We start from the raw sequence: 16,203 nt of genomic DNA on the forward strand, positions 1-16,203 counted from the left end.
CGAGCCCAGGCTCGGCTCAGGCCATGCAGCCGAGCATGGGCTCGGCTCTACATGGGTGCGGACCTTGGTCCGCACGCTTTATAGTGTCGCCCATGAATAAACGGGCCAGGGGCGCAAAGCGCCCGCTCACCTATCTGTCCGCAGCGCTGCTCGCCTTGGCCAGCAGTTCGGCGCTCGCCCTGGGGTTGGGCGACATCCGCGTCCTGTCCAGGCCGGGCCAGCCCCTGCTGGCAGAAATCCCGGTCGTTTCGGCCGATCCGTCCGAGCTGGAAAACCTGCGGGTGGCCTTGGCCTCGCCGGTCACTTTCGAGCGTGTCGGCCTGCAGCGGCCGACCGGACTGGTCAGCGAACTGCAGTTCGAGCTGACCCGCGACACGCAGGGAAGAGCGGTGGTGCGGGTGACCTCGCAGGCACCGGTGGAGACGCCGTCGCTGAGCTTCCTGATCGAAGCCGACTGGGGCCAGGGCCGCCTGGTGCGCGAGTACTCGGCGCTGGTCGATGCGCCGCCCAGTGCGCTGGCCGTGGCCGAGCCGGAAATCGTCGCGCCGGCAGGCACGCTCTCCAATACGATCGTGCGCGAACCTGCACCGGCTTTGGCAACGGCGCCAGCCGCAGAGGCGCCCGCTGCGCCGCCACCTGCGGTGGCGGCTGCAGCAGCACGCCCGCGTGCGGCCTCCGCGCCGGTCGCTGCACCGGCGGCCGATGGCAGCGTCACCGTACAGCGCGGTCAGACCCTGTCGCAGATCGCCAGGGTGGTGGCGCGTGGCAACCAGGTCAGTCGCGACCGCGCGATGATCGCCCTGCTGCGTGCCAATCCCGAAGCCTTCATCCGTGGCAACGTCAACCTGCTCAAGCAGGGCGCGGTGCTGCGCATGCCGGGCAGCGATGCGCTTGCGGCGGTCGACGCCGCCGAAGCGGCGACGCTGGTGCGCGAGCACGCCGCGCAATGGCGTCAGGCGCGTACCGTGCCGCAACCGGCGGGCATGCTCGCACCGGTTGCCAGGGCGGCAGCCACGAACGCTTCTTCCCCGGCTGCGGCCAACGGGCCACGGCTTGAGATCGCTCCGGCGCTGGCGTCAGACGCCGCGCACGCGGGCACAACCACCGGCACAGCTGCCGGCAGCGAGGGTGACATGCTGGGCAACGAACAACTGCGCCAGGCGCGTGAGGACATCGCCACCCGCGATGCCGAGATCGGCGAGCTGAAGCAGCGGGTGGCCGATCTGGAGAAGCTGAAGGAACAGCAGCAGTCGCTGATCGCGATGAAGGACAACGACCTGGCCGCTGCGCAGCAGCGCCTGGCGCAGGCGCCGGGTGCCCGTGATGCGGCGACACCGTGGTACTGGCTGGGGCTGCCGGTACTGCTGCTGGTGGCGGGGGCGGCCTGGCTGCTGCGTCGTCGCAAGCCGTCGCCGTTGCCGCCGCTGCGTGAGGAAGACGATGCCGCCGGCCTGGCCGCAGCGGTGCCGGCAGGTGCCGCGCTGGATGCGCTGGCCGAGCAGTCCTCGTGGTCGTCGCCTGATGCCGGCAACGGCCGCCAGGAACCGGCGATGCCTGCGTGGGCGACCGGAACCGAAGTGCACGACATGGTGGTCGCCGAACCCACCGCTGAGCACGCGGTGCGGGCCGACCAGGAGGCCGACACGCTGCGCGACCAGGACGCGGTGGCATTGCCCGAAGCGGTGACCGATCTGCCGCGCTGGGACGATCCCGCAACCACCGGCGACGAGGTGGTCCCGGCCGAGCCGCTGCAGGACGATCGCGTTGTACCGCAGGTGCCGGCCGAAGTGGTGGTGCCCGACTACGCACTGCATGCCGAACGGCAGCCGCAGTTCCGCGGTGTGTTCGATCTGCCGGCCGACGCGCATGAGAACCCGTCTCCGGCGGATGCCCCAGGTCCCGAAGCCATCGACGGCATCGACCGTGGCAGCACCGAGGCTGCTCATTCCGACGACACCGCGTCGAGCGCCCCCGCGCCTGCCGATGACGCGGGCTGGTCGCCACGTGCCGGCCAGGAGCGCCTGGAACTGGCCATTGCCTACCTCGATCTGGGTGACGCGCAGACGGCGCGCACCTTGTTGCTGGAAGTGGCCGAGGGCGGTGACCTGCACAGCCAGGCGCAGGCCCGCGAACTGCTCGCCCGCCTGCCGTGACCGAACCCGCCGACAAGGACCCTGCCATGAGCCGCGAGCGCCGTATCGACTACGTTGAATTCGCCTCCAGCGACCCGGCCGCCAGCCGTGTCTTTTTCGAAACGGTGTTTGGCTGGTCATTCGTCGACTACGGCAGCGACTACACGGCTTTCGACGATGGCCGCCTGCAGGGCGGCTTCTTCCGTGGCCAGCCGCAGCGGGCCGGCGACAGCGGTGCACCGCTGCTGGTGCTGTATGCCGACGATCTGGCTCCGGTCGAGGCGGCCGTGCGCGACGCCGGCGGCCAGATCGTACGCCCGGTGTTTTCCTTCCCCGGTGGCAGCCGCTTCCAGTTCGTCGAGCCCGGTGGCAACGAACTGGCGGTCTGGTCCGAACGCGATCCGGCCTGAGCGCCGCCCCACCCGCAACATCGAGGTAGCACATGCGTTATGCGCTTGGCGTCGAGTACGACGGCAGCGATTTCAGGGGCTGGCAGAACCTGGGCGAGGGTGGTCCCAGCGTGCAGGCCAGCCTCGAGCAGGCCTTGTCATCGGTGGCGGATGCGCCGCTGCAGGTGGTCTGCGCCGGCCGCACCGATGCCGGTGTGCACGGCCAGTGCCAGGTCGTGCATTTCGACACTGACGTGGTGCGTGACCCGCGCGCCTGGATGCTCGGCACCACCACCCGCCTGCCGCGTTCGATCGCGGTGCGCTGGTGCGTGCCGGTGGCCGATGATTTTCATGCGCGCTTCTCGGCACGTGCGCGCCGCTACCGCTATCGGCTGCTCAACCGCGAGGTGCGGCCCGCGCTGGACCGGCAGACCCTGAGCTGGGAGCGCCGCGCGCTGGACGAGACCCTGATGCACGCCGCCGGCCAGGCCCTGCTCGGCGAGAACGATTTCAGCGCGTTCCGTTCGGTGCAGTGCCAGGCGCTGCATGCCCGGCGTGAGCTGCAGTCATTGCAGGTCAGCCGCCAGGGCGAAGTGATCGAAGTCGCAGTGCGTGGCAATGCATTTCTTCATCACATGGTCCGCAATATCGTCGGATCGTTGATCCTGGTGGGCAGCGGCGAAAAACCGGTGGAATGGATCGCCGAACTGCTGGCTGGGCGCGACCGCACCGTAGCTGGTCCCACCGCACCGCCGCAGGGCCTGGTGTTCCTTGGGCCCCTGTACCCCGACAACTGGCATCTGCCCGCCGAGGTCACGCTATGAGCCGTTCCTACTACCGTACACGCATCAAGTTCTGTGGAATGACCCGCGCCGGCGATGTCCGCCTGGCCGGTGAGCTGGGCGTGGACGCAGTGGGTTTCATCTTTGCCCGCGAGAGCAGCCGCCGGGTCGCGCCTGCCGAGGCGCGCGCGATGCGCCAGGCAATCGCGCCGATGGTCGACGTGGTTGCGCTGTTCCGCAACAACAGCAAGGAAGAAGTGCGCGAGGTGCTGCGCACGGTACGACCGACGCTGCTGCAGTTCCATGGCGAGGAGGACGAGAGCTTCTGCCGCAGCTTCAACATGCCGTACCTGAAGGCGATTGCCATGGGGGGGCGCGAAGAGGTCAATGCCCGCACCCTGCAACTGCGTTATCCCAGCGCTGCCGGCTTCCTGTTCGACAGCCACGCGCCGGGGGGCGGTGGCGGCACCGGCGTGGCGTTCGACTGGGGCCGCGTCCCGACCGGATTGCATCGGCCGTTCCTGCTGGCCGGTGGCCTGAACCCGGAAAACGTTTACGACGCCGTGCTGGCGACGCTGCCGTGGGGCGTGGACGTCTCCAGCGGTATCGAACTGGAGCCGGGCATCAAGGACGGTTACAGGATGCGCACCTTCGTCGAGGAAGTGCGGCGCGCCGATTGCACCGTCCTGGAGTGATCCGCGTCACCTGAGAGGCGCCGGGATGTCATCGTCGACGGTGAGCCTTGCAGCAGACCCTCAACCAGAGACTGTCCGCCGATGGCATCGTTGGTCGCCACACCGCTGCCGCCCTGGCAGCGGGGCGTGTGCAGGGTCATGAACCCGCAGCGGCTGTGCCCAAAGGGCCGCCGCTCAACGATGCATCGCATCCGGACCACGCACTGCAGAACGCCGTCCGCAGCAAGCTTCCCAGCGTGTTTTCCGAAGAGGCTGCGGCCAATATCACCCTGCATGCAAAGCAGAACGGTATCGACCCGGCCGACAAGCTGCAGAGCATCACGGTGCAGGATGGCAAGGCGTTCGTGATGGGCACGACGCCGGGCTTCCGCACCAGTGTCGATCTGGCCCAGGCGCCGCCGTCGCTGGAGCAGACCAGTGCCAAGCTGCTGGCAGATCCGTTGCACCAGCAGCAGGTGCATGAGGAGCAGCAGCGGGTCGCGATGGGCGGTCGCTGAGGCCTGCGTTGCCGGCTCCGGGAGGTGAATGCCGCCCGGGGCCTCGTCTCATCGCAGTTGCGCTGCTGCCCAGTCGGCCAGGGCGTCCACCCGTGCATCGGCCGGGCCATCCGGCCGCGCCAGCACCCAGAAGCCGCCGGTGGCCGCAAACCCCCACGGTGCGACCAGCCGGCCTGCTGCCAGATCTTCGGCCACCAGCGGCTCGGGCGCGATCGCCGGGCCCAGCCCGGCCACGGCTGCTTCCAGCAGGTAATAGAGATGTTCGAAAGCGGTGCCCAGCTGCAGCTTTGACGGGTCCAGGCGGTGTGCCTGCGCCCAGGCGGGCCAAGCCTGTGGACGTGACGTGGTGTGCAGCACGGTTTCCTGCAGCAGTGCCGAGGGCGGTGCCTGCCGCAGGCGCTGCGCCGCCGGATGTGACGGGGCCACCACCACACCGACCCGTTCCGGTGCCAGCTCGCGGACCTGCCAGCCGCGTGGCCACGGTCCCTGCGCCAGCAACAGCACGGCGTCCAGCGCCGCCTGCGCTTCGGTGAAACTGCCGTCCAGCGCCGACCATTGCAGCCGCGCGCCAGGCAAGGCGGCCTGCAGGGCAGGCAGGCGCGGAATCATCCAGCGCGCCAGAACGCTGCCGCTGCAGCCCAGTACCAGTGCTGGGGAGGCCGCGGGCCGCCGCAGCTCGCGCACGCAGCCTTCGATCCCGCCGAAGGCCTCGCTGCACGCTGCCTGCAGGCGCGTGCCCGCAGCGGTCAGGCGCAGGCCGCGACCGGCACGCTGGAACAGCGCCAGGCCCAGATGATCTTCCAGCAGCTTCAGTTGCCGGCTGACCGCGCCGTGGGTGACGTGCAGGTCCTGTGCGGCGCGCCCGACGCCGCCAAGGCGGGCAGTGGCATCGAATGCGCGCAGCGCATTGAGGGGAGGCAGCAGGGAGCGGCTCACGTGAGATTTCCTGACGATATGTGCCAGATAATATCCATTTTCCGGTCATGACCCGTGCGCTAGAGTATCCACCTGTCTGAACCACCGGTCGTATCCATGTCTGCCTCCCCCATTGCCGACTACCACGCCTTCCCGGATGCCCAGGGCCACTTCGGCCGCTACGGTGGCAGCTTCGTCGCCGAAACCCTGGTCGGCCCGCTGCAGGAACTGGCCCAGGCCTATGACCAGGCCCGCCAGGACCCCGCGTTCCAGGCGGCCTATGACCGCGACCTGGCGCACTACGTGGGCCGGCCGAGCCCGATCTATCACGCCCAGCGCCTGAGCGATCACGTCGGCGGCGCGCAGATCCTGCTCAAGCGCGAGGACCTGAACCACACCGGTGCGCACAAGATCAACAACACCATCGGCCAGGCACTGCTGGCCGCACGCATGGGCAAGAAGCGCATCATCGCTGAGACCGGTGCCGGCCAGCATGGCGTGGCCAGTGCCACCGTTGCCGCGCGTCTGGGCCTGGAATGCGTGGTCTACATGGGCGCCACCGACATCGAGCGGCAGAAAATCAACGTCTACCGCATGAAGCTGCTCGGTGCGACGGTGGTGCCGGTCACCTCCGGCTCGGCCACCCTGAAGGACGCGCTCAACGAAGCGATGCGCGACTGGGTGACCAACGTGCAGGACACCTTCTACATCATCGGCACCGTGGCTGGACCGGACCCGTACCCGCGCATGGTGCGCGACTTCAATGCCATCGTCGGCCGCGAAGCGCGTGAGCAGATGCTGGCCGAGTACGGCCGCCTGCCCGATGCGATCACCGCCTGCGTCGGCGGCGGCAGCAACGCCATTGGCCTGTTCCACGCCTTCCTCAACGATCGCCAGGTCGAGATCGTCGGCGCCGAAGCCGCCGGTGATGGCATCAGTACCGGTCGCCATGCCGCCTCCATCGCGGCAGGCCGCCCCGGCGTGCTGCACGGCAACCGCACGTACGTGCTGTGCGACGATGACGGCCAGATCATCGAGACCCATTCGGTGTCGGCCGGCCTGGACTATCCGGGCGTCGGCCCGGAGCACGCGTTCCTGGCCGATACCGGCCGCGCGCGCTACCTCGGCATCACCGACGAGGAAGCGCTGCAGGCCTTCCATCTGCTGGCGCATACCGAGGGCATCCTGCCCGCGCTGGAATCCAGCCATGCGCTGGCACAGGCAATCAAGCTGGCGCGTGAGCGTCCGCGTGACCAGATCGTGCTGTGCAACCTGTCCGGCCGCGGCGACAAGGACGTGCACACCATCGCCGCGCGCGAAGGGCTTGTGCTGTGAATCACGTGCTGCGCCACGGCGGGGCGCTGGTGCTGGTGATCGGCATGGGCGGCTGCACGCCGCCCGATCCACCGGTGCTTGCCCCGGCGCCGGCCGCCCCCGCGGCGATCGCCCCGGCACGCGAACCGGCCAGCAACGACGATGAGGCCGCACATCGCCCGATCGAGGGCGCGGCGATGTCCACGGTAGGCGATGGCGGCGAGGACCAGGCGGCCCGGGCGGTGGTGTCGGTGGCCCTGGACCATGCCGGTGAGGTGCTGATCGGCCAGCCCTTCAGCGAACTGCAGGGCGAGGCGCAGTGGCACTCGGCCGGGCTGGGCGAGTCGACCGCTGGGCGTTGCGAGTACTACGAGCGCGGCACGCTGCCCGAGGGCGTGGCGATGATGGTGCAGGACGGCGACGTGGTGCGCTTCGACCTGGCCCCCATCGACGATTCCGGCCAGGTGGTGCTGCAGCCGGGGCCGTTCGGCCTTCATCTGGGCATGCCACGCGCGCAGGCACTCCAGCAGTTGCCCAAGGGCGTTTCCACGCAACCCTATGGTGATGATGCGGAGGCCGGCGAGAGCCTGCTCTGGCAGGACCCCGGTTCCGACCTGGCGATCCGCGTGGAGATCGTCGACGGCACCATCTCCCGAATGTACTGGGGCGCCAGCGGCGCCGTTGACCTGATCGAAGGATGTACCTGACATGTCCGTATCCCGACTCGATGCCTGCTTCCAGCGCCTGCGCGAACAGCAGCGCAAGGCGCTGATTCCCTTCATCACCGCAGGTGATCCCTCGCTGGAAGCCACCGTGCCGGTCATGCACGCGCTGGTCGATGCTGGTGCCGACGTGATTGAACTGGGCGTGCCGTTCTCCGATCCGATGGCCGATGGCCCGACCATCCAGCGCAGTTCCGAACGCGCGCTGGCGCGGGGAGCCGGCAGCCGCTATGTGCTGCAGGCGGTGGCGCAGTTCCGGGAGCGTGATGCGCACACCCCGGTGGTGCTGATGGGCTACCTGAACCCGGTGGAGATCCACGGCTACGCTGCCTTCGCCGGGGCGGCCGTGCAGGCTGGCGTGGACGGGGTGCTGCTGGTCGACCTTCCGCCGGAAGAAGCCGTTGAAGCGCAGCAGGCCTTCGATGCAGCGGGCCTGGCGCTGGTCCTGCTGGCGTCGCCGACCACCAGCCAGGCGCGTGCCGACAAGCTGCTGGCCCTGGCCCGTGGTTACCTTTATTACGTCAGCTTTGCCGGCGTGACCGGCGCCTCCGAGCGCCTGGACAGCGACGCCGCCAGCGCCCGCCTGCAGGCGTTGCGCGCGCGCGCCTCGGTGCCGGTGGTGGCGGGCTTCGGCATCAAGGACGCCGGCAGTGCCGCAGCCATGGCCCGCCAGGCGGATGGCGTGGTGGTCGGAAGTGCGCTGGTGGCGGCGCTGGCCGAAGCGGGCTCGGCTGAAGACGCGGCCCAGCGTGCGCGGGCGTTCCTCGCCCCGCTGCGGCAGGCGCTGGACGCGTAGCGGTAATGCTGGCCGCTGGCCGGCATCGTCCGTACCCACCCGCGTGCAGGGCCGCCGGCCAGCGGCCGGCACCGCGCAGCACCTAAACGTACGTCCCAGCATGGTTTTTCCGGCTGCCCCGTAGCTGGCAAGGGGGTGCACGGCCGGGGAAAGCGGAGCTAGACTGTTCGCCTTTGCGGCCCATGGGCCGCCCTGAACGGAAGTGTCCTCCCGCATGAGTTGGCTCAGCAAGTTGATGCCGTCCGGCATCCGCACCGACAACACCCCCAGCAAGAAGCGCAGTGTCCCCGAGGGCCTGTGGGAAAAGTGCAGCAACTGCGGCAGCGCGTTGTACCGTCCGGAACTGGAAGAGAACCTGGAGGTCTGCCCGAAGTGCGGCCACCACATGGCGATCCGCGCGCGTGCGCGCCTGGCGGCCCTGTTCGACGCCGACAGCACCACCGAGATCGGTGCGCGCCTGGGACCGACCGACCTGCTCAAGTTCAAGGATCAGAAGAAGTACAGCGAGCGCATCAAGATCGCGCAGAAGAACACCGGCGAATACGACGCGCTGATCGCCATGCGCGGCCTGCTCAAGGGCCGTGCGCTGGTCGCCTCGTCGTTCGACTTCGCCTTCATGGGGGGCTCGATGGGCTCGGTGGTGGGCGAGCGTTTCGCGCTGGCCGCAGAAACCGCGGTCGAGATCGGTGCGCCTTACGTGTGCTTCTCGCAGAGTGGCGGCGCGCGCATGCAGGAAGGCCTGTTCTCGCTGATGCAGATGGCCAAGACCTCCGCTGCGCTGGGCAAGCTGCGTGAAGCCGGGCTGCCGTACATCTCGGTGCTGACTCATCCGACCACCGGCGGCGTTTCGGCGTCGTTCGCGATGCTGGGCGACATCAACATCGCCGAACCGCAGGCACTGATCGGCTTCGCCGGCCCGCGCGTGATCGAGCAGACCGTGCGCGAGAAGCTGCCGGAAGGTTTCCAGCGTTCGGAGTTCCTGCTGGAGCACGGTGCCATCGACCAGATCTGCGATCGCCGCGAACTGCGCGACCGCCTGTCCGATCTGCTCGCCATGCTGGGTCGGCAGCCCGCGCCGCAGGTAGCCTGATGGGTGCCCGCAAGTACTTCGGCACGGACGGCATCCGTGGCCGGGTCGGGCAGGGCGTGATCTCGGCCGACTTCGTGCTGCGCCTGGGCAATGCGCTGGGCCGCGTCCTGCTCGCCCAGCGTGGCCAGGACGGACGCCGGCCGATCGTGGTGATCGGCAAGGACACCCGCATTTCCGGCTACATGTTCGAGGCGGCGCTGGAGGCCGGCCTGGTCGCCGCCGGTGCCGACGTGCAGTTGCTGGGTCCGATGCCGACCCCGGCGGTGGCGTTCCTGACCCGCACGCTGGGCGTGGACGCCGGCATCGTCATCAGCGCCTCGCACAACCCGCATTACGACAACGGCATCAAGTTCTTCTCGGCCCAGGGCGAGAAGCTCGACGATGCCACCGAGCTGGCCCTGGAGGCGGCGCTGGACGTTCCGTTCACCACCGCCGAATCGGAAAAGCTGGGCAAGGCATTCCGTGCACGCGAGGCGGTCGGCCGCTACATCGAATTCTGCAAGGCCAGCGTGCCGCGCACATTCGATCTGCGTGGCCTGCGCCTGGTGCTGGATTGCGCGCATGGTGCCACCTACCAGATCGCGCCGCTGCTGTTCCGCGAACTGGGTGCCGAGGTGATCGGCATCGGCGCCGAGCCCAATGGCATCAACATCAACGCCGGCGTGGGCTCCACCCATATCGACAACCTTGCGGCCAAGGTCCGCGAGACCGGCGCCGATCTCGGTATCGCCTTCGATGGTGATGGCGACCGCGTGCTGATGGCCGACGACCAGGGCAACCCGGTCGATGGCGATGACCTGCTGTACATCCTGGCCCGTGCCTGGAAGGCCGAAGGCCGCCTGCGCGGCCCGGTGGTCGGCACGCTGATGAGCAACTATGGGATCGAGAAGGCCCTCGCCGACCTGCAGATTCCATTCGTGCGCAGCAATGTCGGCGATCGCTACGTGCACCAGGCGCTGATCGAAGGCGGTGGTGTGCTCGGCGGTGAAGCCTCCGGCCACCTGCTGTGCCTGGACCGCGCCACCACGGGGGACGGCATCGTCAGCGCCCTGCAGGTGCTGGTCGCGCTGCGCAACAGTGGGCAGACCCTGCGCCAGGCGCTGAAGGGCCTTGTGCGGGTACCGCAGAAGACCGTCAACGTGCGCCTGGGCAATGTCCCGGCCAAGACTGCGGTGCAGTCTGAAAGCGTGCAGTCCGCGCTGGCTGTGGCGCAGCAGGCTGTCGCCGGCCGTGGCCGCGCGTTCCTGCGCCCGTCCGGTACCGAGCCGGTGGTGCGGGTCACGGTCGAGGCCGATGACGCCACGCTGATGCAGCAAACGCTGGACCGCCTGTCCGCAGCGGTGCGTGAAGCCGCTGCCTGAAGCGAGTGCACATTCGCACCAACGAAAAACGCCCCGCAAAGCCGGGGCGTTTTTCATTCAACCGGCAGGGGGGGGGCGTGGTGCTTATGGCCCCGGCACCATCTTCTTCTGGCGCGCCTTGAAGCCATTGAACAGCGGCGCGATCAGCGGGTTGTAGCTCTGCGCGATGCGCTTGCGCAGCCAGCTGGCCGGGCGGTTGCGGATCGCGAAGCGGTAGATCCGCTCCGGATCACCGCCGACCACGTTGCGGCCGAACGGGTGGGTGGTGTGCAGGTAGCGGAAGCCCTGCTCGCGTGCTACCTCGATGTGGTCCTGGTCGAAATCGCCGTAGGGCCAGCACAGCGTATCGGACACCTCGCCGAGCTTGTCCTGCAGGACGTCGCGCGAGATCGCCAGATCCCGGCTGAGGCCCGCACGGCGCTGCGCACGGTCCAGATCGTCGCGGCGCAGCCAGCGGGTGTGGGTGTGGGTATGGCAATGCACCTCGAAGGTGCCGGCGGCAATGGCTGCGCGTGCTTCGCTCCAGCGCATCATCACGTCGTCGCTGCGGTCCTGCTCGTAGATCGCCGCTTCGCAGCCACGATGGTCCGGCGTCGACGGTAGTGCCGCGCCGGCAATGCCGGCGTGCGGACGTTCCGGGCCTTCGCCCATCCAGCCGGTGACCACGAACACCACCGCGTGCATGCCGTACTTCTGCAGGATCGGGTGCGCATACACCCAGTTGTCGAGATAGCCATCGTCGAAGGTGATGACGATCGACTTGCGTGGCACCGGCTTGCCGGCCAGGAAGCCGGCGTACTGCTCCAGCGTCAGTGAGGTCCAGCCATTGGCTGCCAGCCACGCAATCTGGCTTTCGAAGTTCTCCGGCGACACGGTGATCATGCCCGGCGAAGGGCTGACGTGGTGGTGCATCAGCACCGGAACGGTTCGTGCATCAGCCATGTCCCAGCTCCTTCAGCCACTGGTGGTAGTAGTGTTCGGTCGCTTCACCGTGGCCGTCCGGCGTGAAGCGATGTGCGCCGTGCATCCACTCCCAGCCAGCGCGCCCCATCTGCCGTCGCCGTTCCGGGTCGTCCACCAGCAGGCGCAATGCACCTGTCAGGGCGGCATTGTCACCCAAACGGGTGAGGATCGCATTGCTGCCATCAATCACCATCTCCGGCACGCCGCCCACCCGCGTGGCGACGATCGGTACGCCCACGTAGGCCGCTTCCAGGAATACGGTGCCGGCCGCTTCCTTGTGCGAGGCCAGTGCGAAGATGTCGAAGCCGGCCATCAGCCTGCAGGCTCCATCGCGGTAGCCGAGCAGGTGGACCTGGCGCTGCAGCCCGTGCTCGGCGCACATCGCCTGCAGTCGTTCCGTCACGGCCTGGCCATCACCGACAATCACCAGGTGCAGGTCCGGGTTGGCTTTGCACAGCGGCACCATCGCCTGCAGCAGGTCGGCATGGCCTTTGGGCTCACGCAGCACGGCCACGCAGCCGACCACGATGTCCTGCTCGCCGAAGCCAAGCTCGGCACGCACTTCCGCACGTACGTCCTGCAGGCACTGCCAAGGATCGGCCTTGCGGATATCACTCCAGCGCGGAGGCACCGCGATCGGCGGCACGATACCAATGCGCTCGGCTGGAATGCCGCGGTCGACCAGCAGTTGCTTGACGAAGCTGCTGACGGTCAGCACCCGGTGTGGAAGCTTGGTATAGGTCAGCAACGAGTTGACCGGGCTCATCAGATGGCGCGAGCGCACCACCAGCGGCGTGCCGCCCAGGCGTGCACCGGCGGCGGCGATCAGCGCATCGCGGCGGCTGGTGGTATTGACCACGTCGAAGCGTTCGCGGCGCACCAGCCGCGATACCGACCACATGCCGCGCAGCAGGCGTGCCAGGCCGCCCATGCGCAGCGTATGCACGATGAATCCGTCCTCGCGTGCCAGTGTGGCCAGGCGTGCATCGGGCTGGCACAGCAATGACACCTCATGGCCACGCGCGCGCATCACCTGCATGTGCCGGAAGATGTAGATCTCCTGCCCGCCCATTCCCTTGGCGGCTTCGGTATGCAGGATGCGCAGCGGACGGTTCATGCAGGATCGGTCCTTCAAGATCAGCGGTTGCGGAAGCGGGTCAGCGCTTCCCATGCCGAGCGGATGGCTGCGGCGTCCGGAGCCTGCTGCGGCAGCGGGCGGTAGTGCCGGTCGAGCGCGGTGGCGTTGCCGAACTTGTCGAACACGTAGATGGCATCGCCATGGCGTACAGCGCGTTGCGACCAGCTCTCCACCACCAGTGCACGTTCGCTGGCGGCGGGCGTGGCCAGCAGGTCCTGGCCGGTACTGAAGTCCGTCAATGCGTTCTCACAGCCCAGCGCATGGCGCATCAGCGTCGGTACCCAGTCTTCGTGCGAGCTGGTGCGGACGTCGCGGCCAGCGGCCCTGCCTGGCCAATGCAGCACGAACGGGACCTGCAGCTGGTAATCGGAGAAGTTGCCGTTGTGGCCCCAGTAATTCAGCTTGAGGTCGTTGAACTCTTCGGCATGGTCACCGGTGACCAGCACGATGGTGTCCTCGGCCAGGCCTTGCGCGCGCAGGTCGTCCAGCAGCGAACCGATCAGGCTGTCGGCATAGTGCACGGCAGTGCGGTAGCGGTTGAGTTCCGGCGTCGGGTCGTGGTCCGGGCCGAAGGACAGGAAATCGATTTCCTTGGCCATCGGCGTGGCTGCCGGTGGGTAGCTGGCGGGCAGGTGGTAGCCGGCGTGGGTGGAGTCGAGGAACACGAAGCCGAACCATGGGTGCTGCGCCGCCTGGCTGCTGCGGATGTCATTCCGCAGCGCGGCGACGATGGCTGCGTCGCGCTTGTCGGGGGTCAGGGCGGAAGGGCCCTGGTGCAGCCGGTCGCGCACATCGGCAAATGCCGTGCGATCGAATTCCGGGCTGTACAACGGCGCGCTGCCGTACAGGTGCAGGTCGTAGCCCTGCTGGCCCAGCACCTGGAACAGCTGCGAGCCGCGCTGTTCGTCCAGCATGCTCTGCCAGTAGCCGCCGGGCAGGCCGTAGAGCAGGCCGAACAGGCCGTAGCGGGTGGCATTGCCGGTGCTGAAATGGCGATCGAACACGCGCGCGTCCTGCGCCAGCGCCGACGTGTTGGGCATCAGCTGCGGCGTCAGCACGTCCTGGCGCAGCGATTCCAGCACCACCATCAGCACGTTGGGGCGGTGTGGGTTCTGGCAACGCAGGGGCTGGAGCGGATACAGCAGCTGCGCATGGCGCGGGTCGGGCAGGCCCGCCTGCTGTTCGCTCATGACCCCGAGCCTGCGCATGAAGCTCTTGGCGGTGATCGGCTGTGCCCAGGGCAGGTAGTTCCACTGCGCGATGACGGCACGGTCGCCGCGGGCATCGTAATAGGCCGTGGCGACCTGGCCGCCGGCCATCAGCAGCGCAACGATGGCCCACCCCTGCAGGACCCGGCGGCGGCGCGGCCGGGCGGGCAGCAGCTTCCAGCATGCCCAGGCCAACAGTCCTTCAGCCGTGAAGATGGCGGCCACCAGCAGTCCGGCCTGCAGCCAGGTCTTCCACGACAACGCGACCTGGTCCTGCAGCGCACCGCCGAACACCATGTTCACCACCATGGCATTGAGGTGAAACCGATACAGAGTGAAAACCTTTGCATCAACCAGCAACAGGCACAGCCACAGGCCCTGCAGCAGCACGGCGCTGAGGCTCAGGGGGCGTGCGCTGCGCGGCCAAAGGCCCATCAGCAGCGGCAGCAGGCCGGCGAGGGCGCCGAATGCCAGCAGGTGACCGGGCAGGGCAACGGCCAGATAGGCCAGGCCCACGCTGCCCCCCGGGTTGTCTGCCAGCGGTACGTTGCCGAGCGTGATCGCCATGGCCAGCAGCGCGTTGCCGGCCACGAACAGCGACCACCAGGCCAGGCGGCGCCAGTGGAGTGCGGGGCCGGAGGGCAGGGCGGTGTCGGCAGAGGGAGCAGCAGGGCGCATGAGGGACTGGGGCGGCGGGTGATGCAGGCGGCGGGATCCCCGGGGTGACGGAATCGTGGGGCCGCGCGCGGGTCGCGCATTGTATCTGTTTGTTTCTTCGTATCGGGTGGCGTCCTCCGGGCGATCTGTCACAATGTTCAGGTGGGCCATGAATGCGCTGGCCCCCCAGACCCAATGACAAGCCAGGAACCGCTGTGAGCCAGATCCCCACCCTCGACATCACCCGTTTCGACAGCGACCGCGAGGCCTTCGTGGCCGAGCTGGGCGCGGCCTACCGCCAATGGGGATTCGCGGGCATCCGCAACCACGGCATTCCGCAGGCCGACATCGATGCGGCCTACGATGCCTTCAAGGCCTTCTTCGCCCTGCCCGAAGAGGTCAAGCGCAAGTACCACGTGGCCGGCAGCGGCGGCGCCCGCGGCTACACCCCGTTCGGGGTGGAGACCGCCAAGGGCTCCAAGCACTTCGACCTGAAGGAGTTCTGGCACATCGGCCGCGAGATCGCCGACGACTCCAAGTACCGCGATGTGATGGCGCCGAACCTGTGGCCGACCGAGGTCGAGGGCTTCCGTGAGCGCGGCTATGGCCTGTACCAGGCACTGGACAACCTGGGGTCGCGCGTCCTGTCGGCGCTGGCCCTGCATATCGGCCTGCCGGCAGACTTCTTCGCCGACAAGACCAACTTCGGCAACTCGATCCTGCGCCCGATCCACTACCCGCCGATCACCACCGACGACATCCCGAACGTGCGTGCTGGTGCCCATGGCGACATCAACTTCATCACCCTGCTGGTCGGTGCCAGTGCCGCAGGCCTGGAAGTGCAGTCGCATGATGGCGAGTGGGTGCCGTTCACGTCAGACGCGGACACCATTGTGGTCAATATCGGCGACATGCTGCAGCGCCTGACCAACCACGTGTATCCGTCGACCATCCACCGCGTGGTCAATCCCCCGGGCGAGCTGGCGCGCCAGCCGCGCTACTCGGTGCCGTTCTTCCTGCACCCGAACCCGGACTTCCTGATCGACGTGCTGCCCTCGTGCATCACCCCGGAGAACCCGAGCCGGTACCCGGAGCCGATCACCGCCCACGGCTTCCTCGAGGAGCGCCTGCGCGAGATCAAGCTGAAGTAAAGAGGAGTGAGGCCGCCGAAAGGCGGCCTTTTTCTTTGCAGGGTTGCACCCTGCACCCGCAGAGGCCAAAGCCAAAGCCAAAGCGGCTCTGGGGTGTTCCGTGGGGAGGTGTCGGATGGCGGGGACGCCGTGGACCCATCCCTGGGGGCTTGGCCGCGGCATCCATGCCGCGGACACCCCGCCATCCGACACCTCCCCGCCTTCGACAGTTTCCCGGTGACGGTGGGTAAATCGCGATTCCCGGTGGGTGTCGACCTTGGTCGACGCGGTAGATCCACGCCTTGCGTGGATGAAATCTGTCGGATCGAAGTGGGGTAGGGGTTGGTCCAGCCAGCATCAACCCGGAATGCAGCTTTTGCCTTTGCTCTTGCTCTTCTTTTTTCTTTCCGTGGC

The 16,203-nt window shown here is 68.1% G+C and carries 14 protein-coding genes and 1 pseudogene; 11 read left to right on the forward strand and 4 right to left on the reverse strand.

Annotated features, from left to right (window positions below; genetic code table 11):
• Positions 1-92: 92 nt before the first annotated feature.
• The 5 genes and pseudogenes from N5C25_RS08830 to N5C25_RS08850 form a co-directional block, all read left to right on the forward strand.
• Positions 93-2,153 (forward strand): FimV/HubP family polar landmark protein, encoded by a 2,061-nt coding sequence (locus N5C25_RS08830; RefSeq protein WP_279936813.1) that lies wholly within the window; start codon positions 93-95, stop codon positions 2,151-2,153.
• A gap of 26 nt (positions 2,154-2,179) precedes the next feature.
• Complete coding sequence (locus N5C25_RS08835) at positions 2,180-2,542, forward strand: VOC family protein (RefSeq protein WP_279936814.1); 363 nt, start codon at positions 2,180-2,182, stop codon at positions 2,540-2,542.
• A gap of 32 nt (positions 2,543-2,574) precedes the next feature.
• Positions 2,575-3,345, forward strand: a complete 771-nt coding sequence (truA, locus tag N5C25_RS08840; protein WP_019660599.1) for a tRNA pseudouridine(38-40) synthase TruA — start codon at positions 2,575-2,577, stop codon at positions 3,343-3,345.
• Entirely contained in the window at positions 3,342-3,998 is a 657-nt protein-coding gene (locus N5C25_RS08845; protein WP_010483057.1) for a phosphoribosylanthranilate isomerase, read from the forward strand. The genes truA and N5C25_RS08845 overlap by 4 nt, the downstream gene beginning before the upstream one ends.
• Before the next feature lie 80 nt (positions 3,999-4,078).
• A pseudogene (locus N5C25_RS08850) lies at positions 4,079-4,495 on the forward strand (peptidoglycan-binding protein); the annotation flags it as partial.
• A 48-nt stretch (positions 4,496-4,543) separates the two neighbouring features.
• On the opposite strand, the gene N5C25_RS08855 reads toward N5C25_RS08850, so the two are convergent.
• A complete protein-coding gene (locus tag N5C25_RS08855) occupies positions 4,544-5,431 on the reverse strand; it encodes a LysR family transcriptional regulator (protein WP_058981116.1) in 888 nt (295 codons plus the stop codon).
• Positions 5,432-5,527: 96 nt separating this feature from the next.
• Between N5C25_RS08855 and trpB the strand changes: the two genes are divergently transcribed.
• From trpB to glmM, 5 genes are all read left to right on the forward strand, one after another.
• Complete coding sequence (trpB, locus tag N5C25_RS08860) at positions 5,528-6,745, forward strand: tryptophan synthase subunit beta (protein WP_014647880.1); 1,218 nt, start codon at positions 5,528-5,530, stop codon at positions 6,743-6,745.
• Positions 6,742-7,431 carry a hypothetical protein gene (locus N5C25_RS08865; protein WP_251102752.1) on the forward strand — a complete coding sequence of 230 codons (690 nt, stop codon included), beginning with the start codon at positions 6,742-6,744 and terminating at the stop codon, positions 7,429-7,431. Before trpB ends, N5C25_RS08865 begins: the two co-directional genes overlap by 4 nt.
• A gap of 1 nt (position 7,432) precedes the next feature.
• Positions 7,433-8,242 carry a tryptophan synthase subunit alpha gene (gene trpA, locus N5C25_RS08870; RefSeq protein ID WP_019660594.1) on the forward strand — a complete coding sequence of 270 codons (810 nt, stop codon included), beginning with the start codon at positions 7,433-7,435 and terminating at the stop codon, positions 8,240-8,242.
• A gap of 214 nt (positions 8,243-8,456) precedes the next feature.
• A complete protein-coding gene (gene accD / locus N5C25_RS08875; protein ID WP_019660593.1) occupies positions 8,457-9,332 on the forward strand; it encodes an acetyl-CoA carboxylase, carboxyltransferase subunit beta in 876 nt (291 codons plus the stop codon).
• Entirely contained in the window at positions 9,332-10,693 is a 1,362-nt protein-coding gene (gene glmM, locus N5C25_RS08880; RefSeq protein WP_058981120.1) for a phosphoglucosamine mutase, read from the forward strand. The genes accD and glmM overlap by 1 nt, the downstream gene beginning before the upstream one ends.
• Positions 10,694-10,777: 84 nt before the next feature.
• On the opposite strand, the gene N5C25_RS08885 is transcribed toward glmM, so the two are convergent.
• The 3 genes from N5C25_RS08885 to N5C25_RS08895 are packed head-to-tail and all read right to left on the reverse strand — an operon-like array spanning position 10,778 to position 14,680.
• Complete coding sequence (locus N5C25_RS08885; protein WP_021203418.1) at positions 10,778-11,635, reverse strand: polysaccharide deacetylase family protein; 858 nt, start codon at positions 11,633-11,635, stop codon at positions 10,778-10,780.
• The gene (locus tag N5C25_RS08890; protein ID WP_251102753.1) at positions 11,628-12,773 is read right to left on the reverse strand and encodes a glycosyltransferase family 4 protein; all 1,146 of its coding nucleotides are present in this window, start codon (positions 12,771-12,773) and stop codon (positions 11,628-11,630) included. Before N5C25_RS08890 ends, N5C25_RS08885 begins: the two co-directional genes overlap by 8 nt.
• 20 nt (positions 12,774-12,793) lie before the next feature.
• Complete coding sequence (locus N5C25_RS08895) at positions 12,794-14,680, reverse strand: sulfatase-like hydrolase/transferase (RefSeq protein ID WP_279936816.1); 1,887 nt, start codon at positions 14,678-14,680, stop codon at positions 12,794-12,796.
• Positions 14,681-14,832: 152 nt separating this feature from the next.
• Here N5C25_RS08895 and N5C25_RS08900 point away from each other — a divergent pair, with 152 nt between their 5' ends.
• The gene (locus N5C25_RS08900) at positions 14,833-15,810 is read left to right on the forward strand and encodes a 2-oxoglutarate and iron-dependent oxygenase domain-containing protein (protein WP_050563262.1); all 978 of its coding nucleotides are present in this window, start codon (positions 14,833-14,835) and stop codon (positions 15,808-15,810) included.
• The last annotated feature ends 393 nt before the right edge of the window (positions 15,811-16,203 follow it).

Source organism: Stenotrophomonas sp. GD03958, assembly GCF_029839005.1.
Taxonomy (GTDB): Bacteria; Pseudomonadota; Gammaproteobacteria; order Xanthomonadales; family Xanthomonadaceae; genus Stenotrophomonas; species Stenotrophomonas hibiscicola.

Bases quoted from the DNA above. Each gene is read 5' to 3' on its own strand.
- N5C25_RS08830 (WP_279936813.1), top strand. From the start codon at position 93: ATGAATAAACGGGCCAGGGGCGCAAAGCGCCCGCTCACCTATCTGTCC.
- N5C25_RS08835 (WP_279936814.1), top strand. From the start codon at position 2,180: ATGAGCCGCGAGCGCCGTATCGACTACGTTGAATTCGCCTCCAGCGAC.
- truA (WP_019660599.1), top strand. From the start codon at position 2,575: ATGCGTTATGCGCTTGGCGTCGAGTACGACGGCAGCGATTTCAGGGGC.
- N5C25_RS08845 (WP_010483057.1), top strand. From the start codon at position 3,342: ATGAGCCGTTCCTACTACCGTACACGCATCAAGTTCTGTGGAATGACC.
- trpB (WP_014647880.1), top strand. From the start codon at position 5,528: ATGTCTGCCTCCCCCATTGCCGACTACCACGCCTTCCCGGATGCCCAG.
- trpA (WP_019660594.1), top strand. From the start codon at position 7,433: ATGTCCGTATCCCGACTCGATGCCTGCTTCCAGCGCCTGCGCGAACAG.
- accD (WP_019660593.1), top strand. From the start codon at position 8,457: ATGAGTTGGCTCAGCAAGTTGATGCCGTCCGGCATCCGCACCGACAAC.
- glmM (WP_058981120.1), top strand. From the start codon at position 9,332: ATGGGTGCCCGCAAGTACTTCGGCACGGACGGCATCCGTGGCCGGGTC.
- N5C25_RS08885 (WP_021203418.1), bottom strand. From the start codon at position 11,635: ATGGCTGATGCACGAACCGTTCCGGTGCTGATGCACCACCACGTCAGC.
- N5C25_RS08890 (WP_251102753.1), bottom strand. From the start codon at position 12,773: ATGAACCGTCCGCTGCGCATCCTGCATACCGAAGCCGCCAAGGGAATG.
- N5C25_RS08895 (WP_279936816.1), bottom strand. From the start codon at position 14,680: ATGCGCCCTGCTGCTCCCTCTGCCGACACCGCCCTGCCCTCCGGCCCC.
- N5C25_RS08900 (WP_050563262.1), top strand. From the start codon at position 14,833: ATGCGCTGGCCCCCCAGACCCAATGACAAGCCAGGAACCGCTGTGAGC.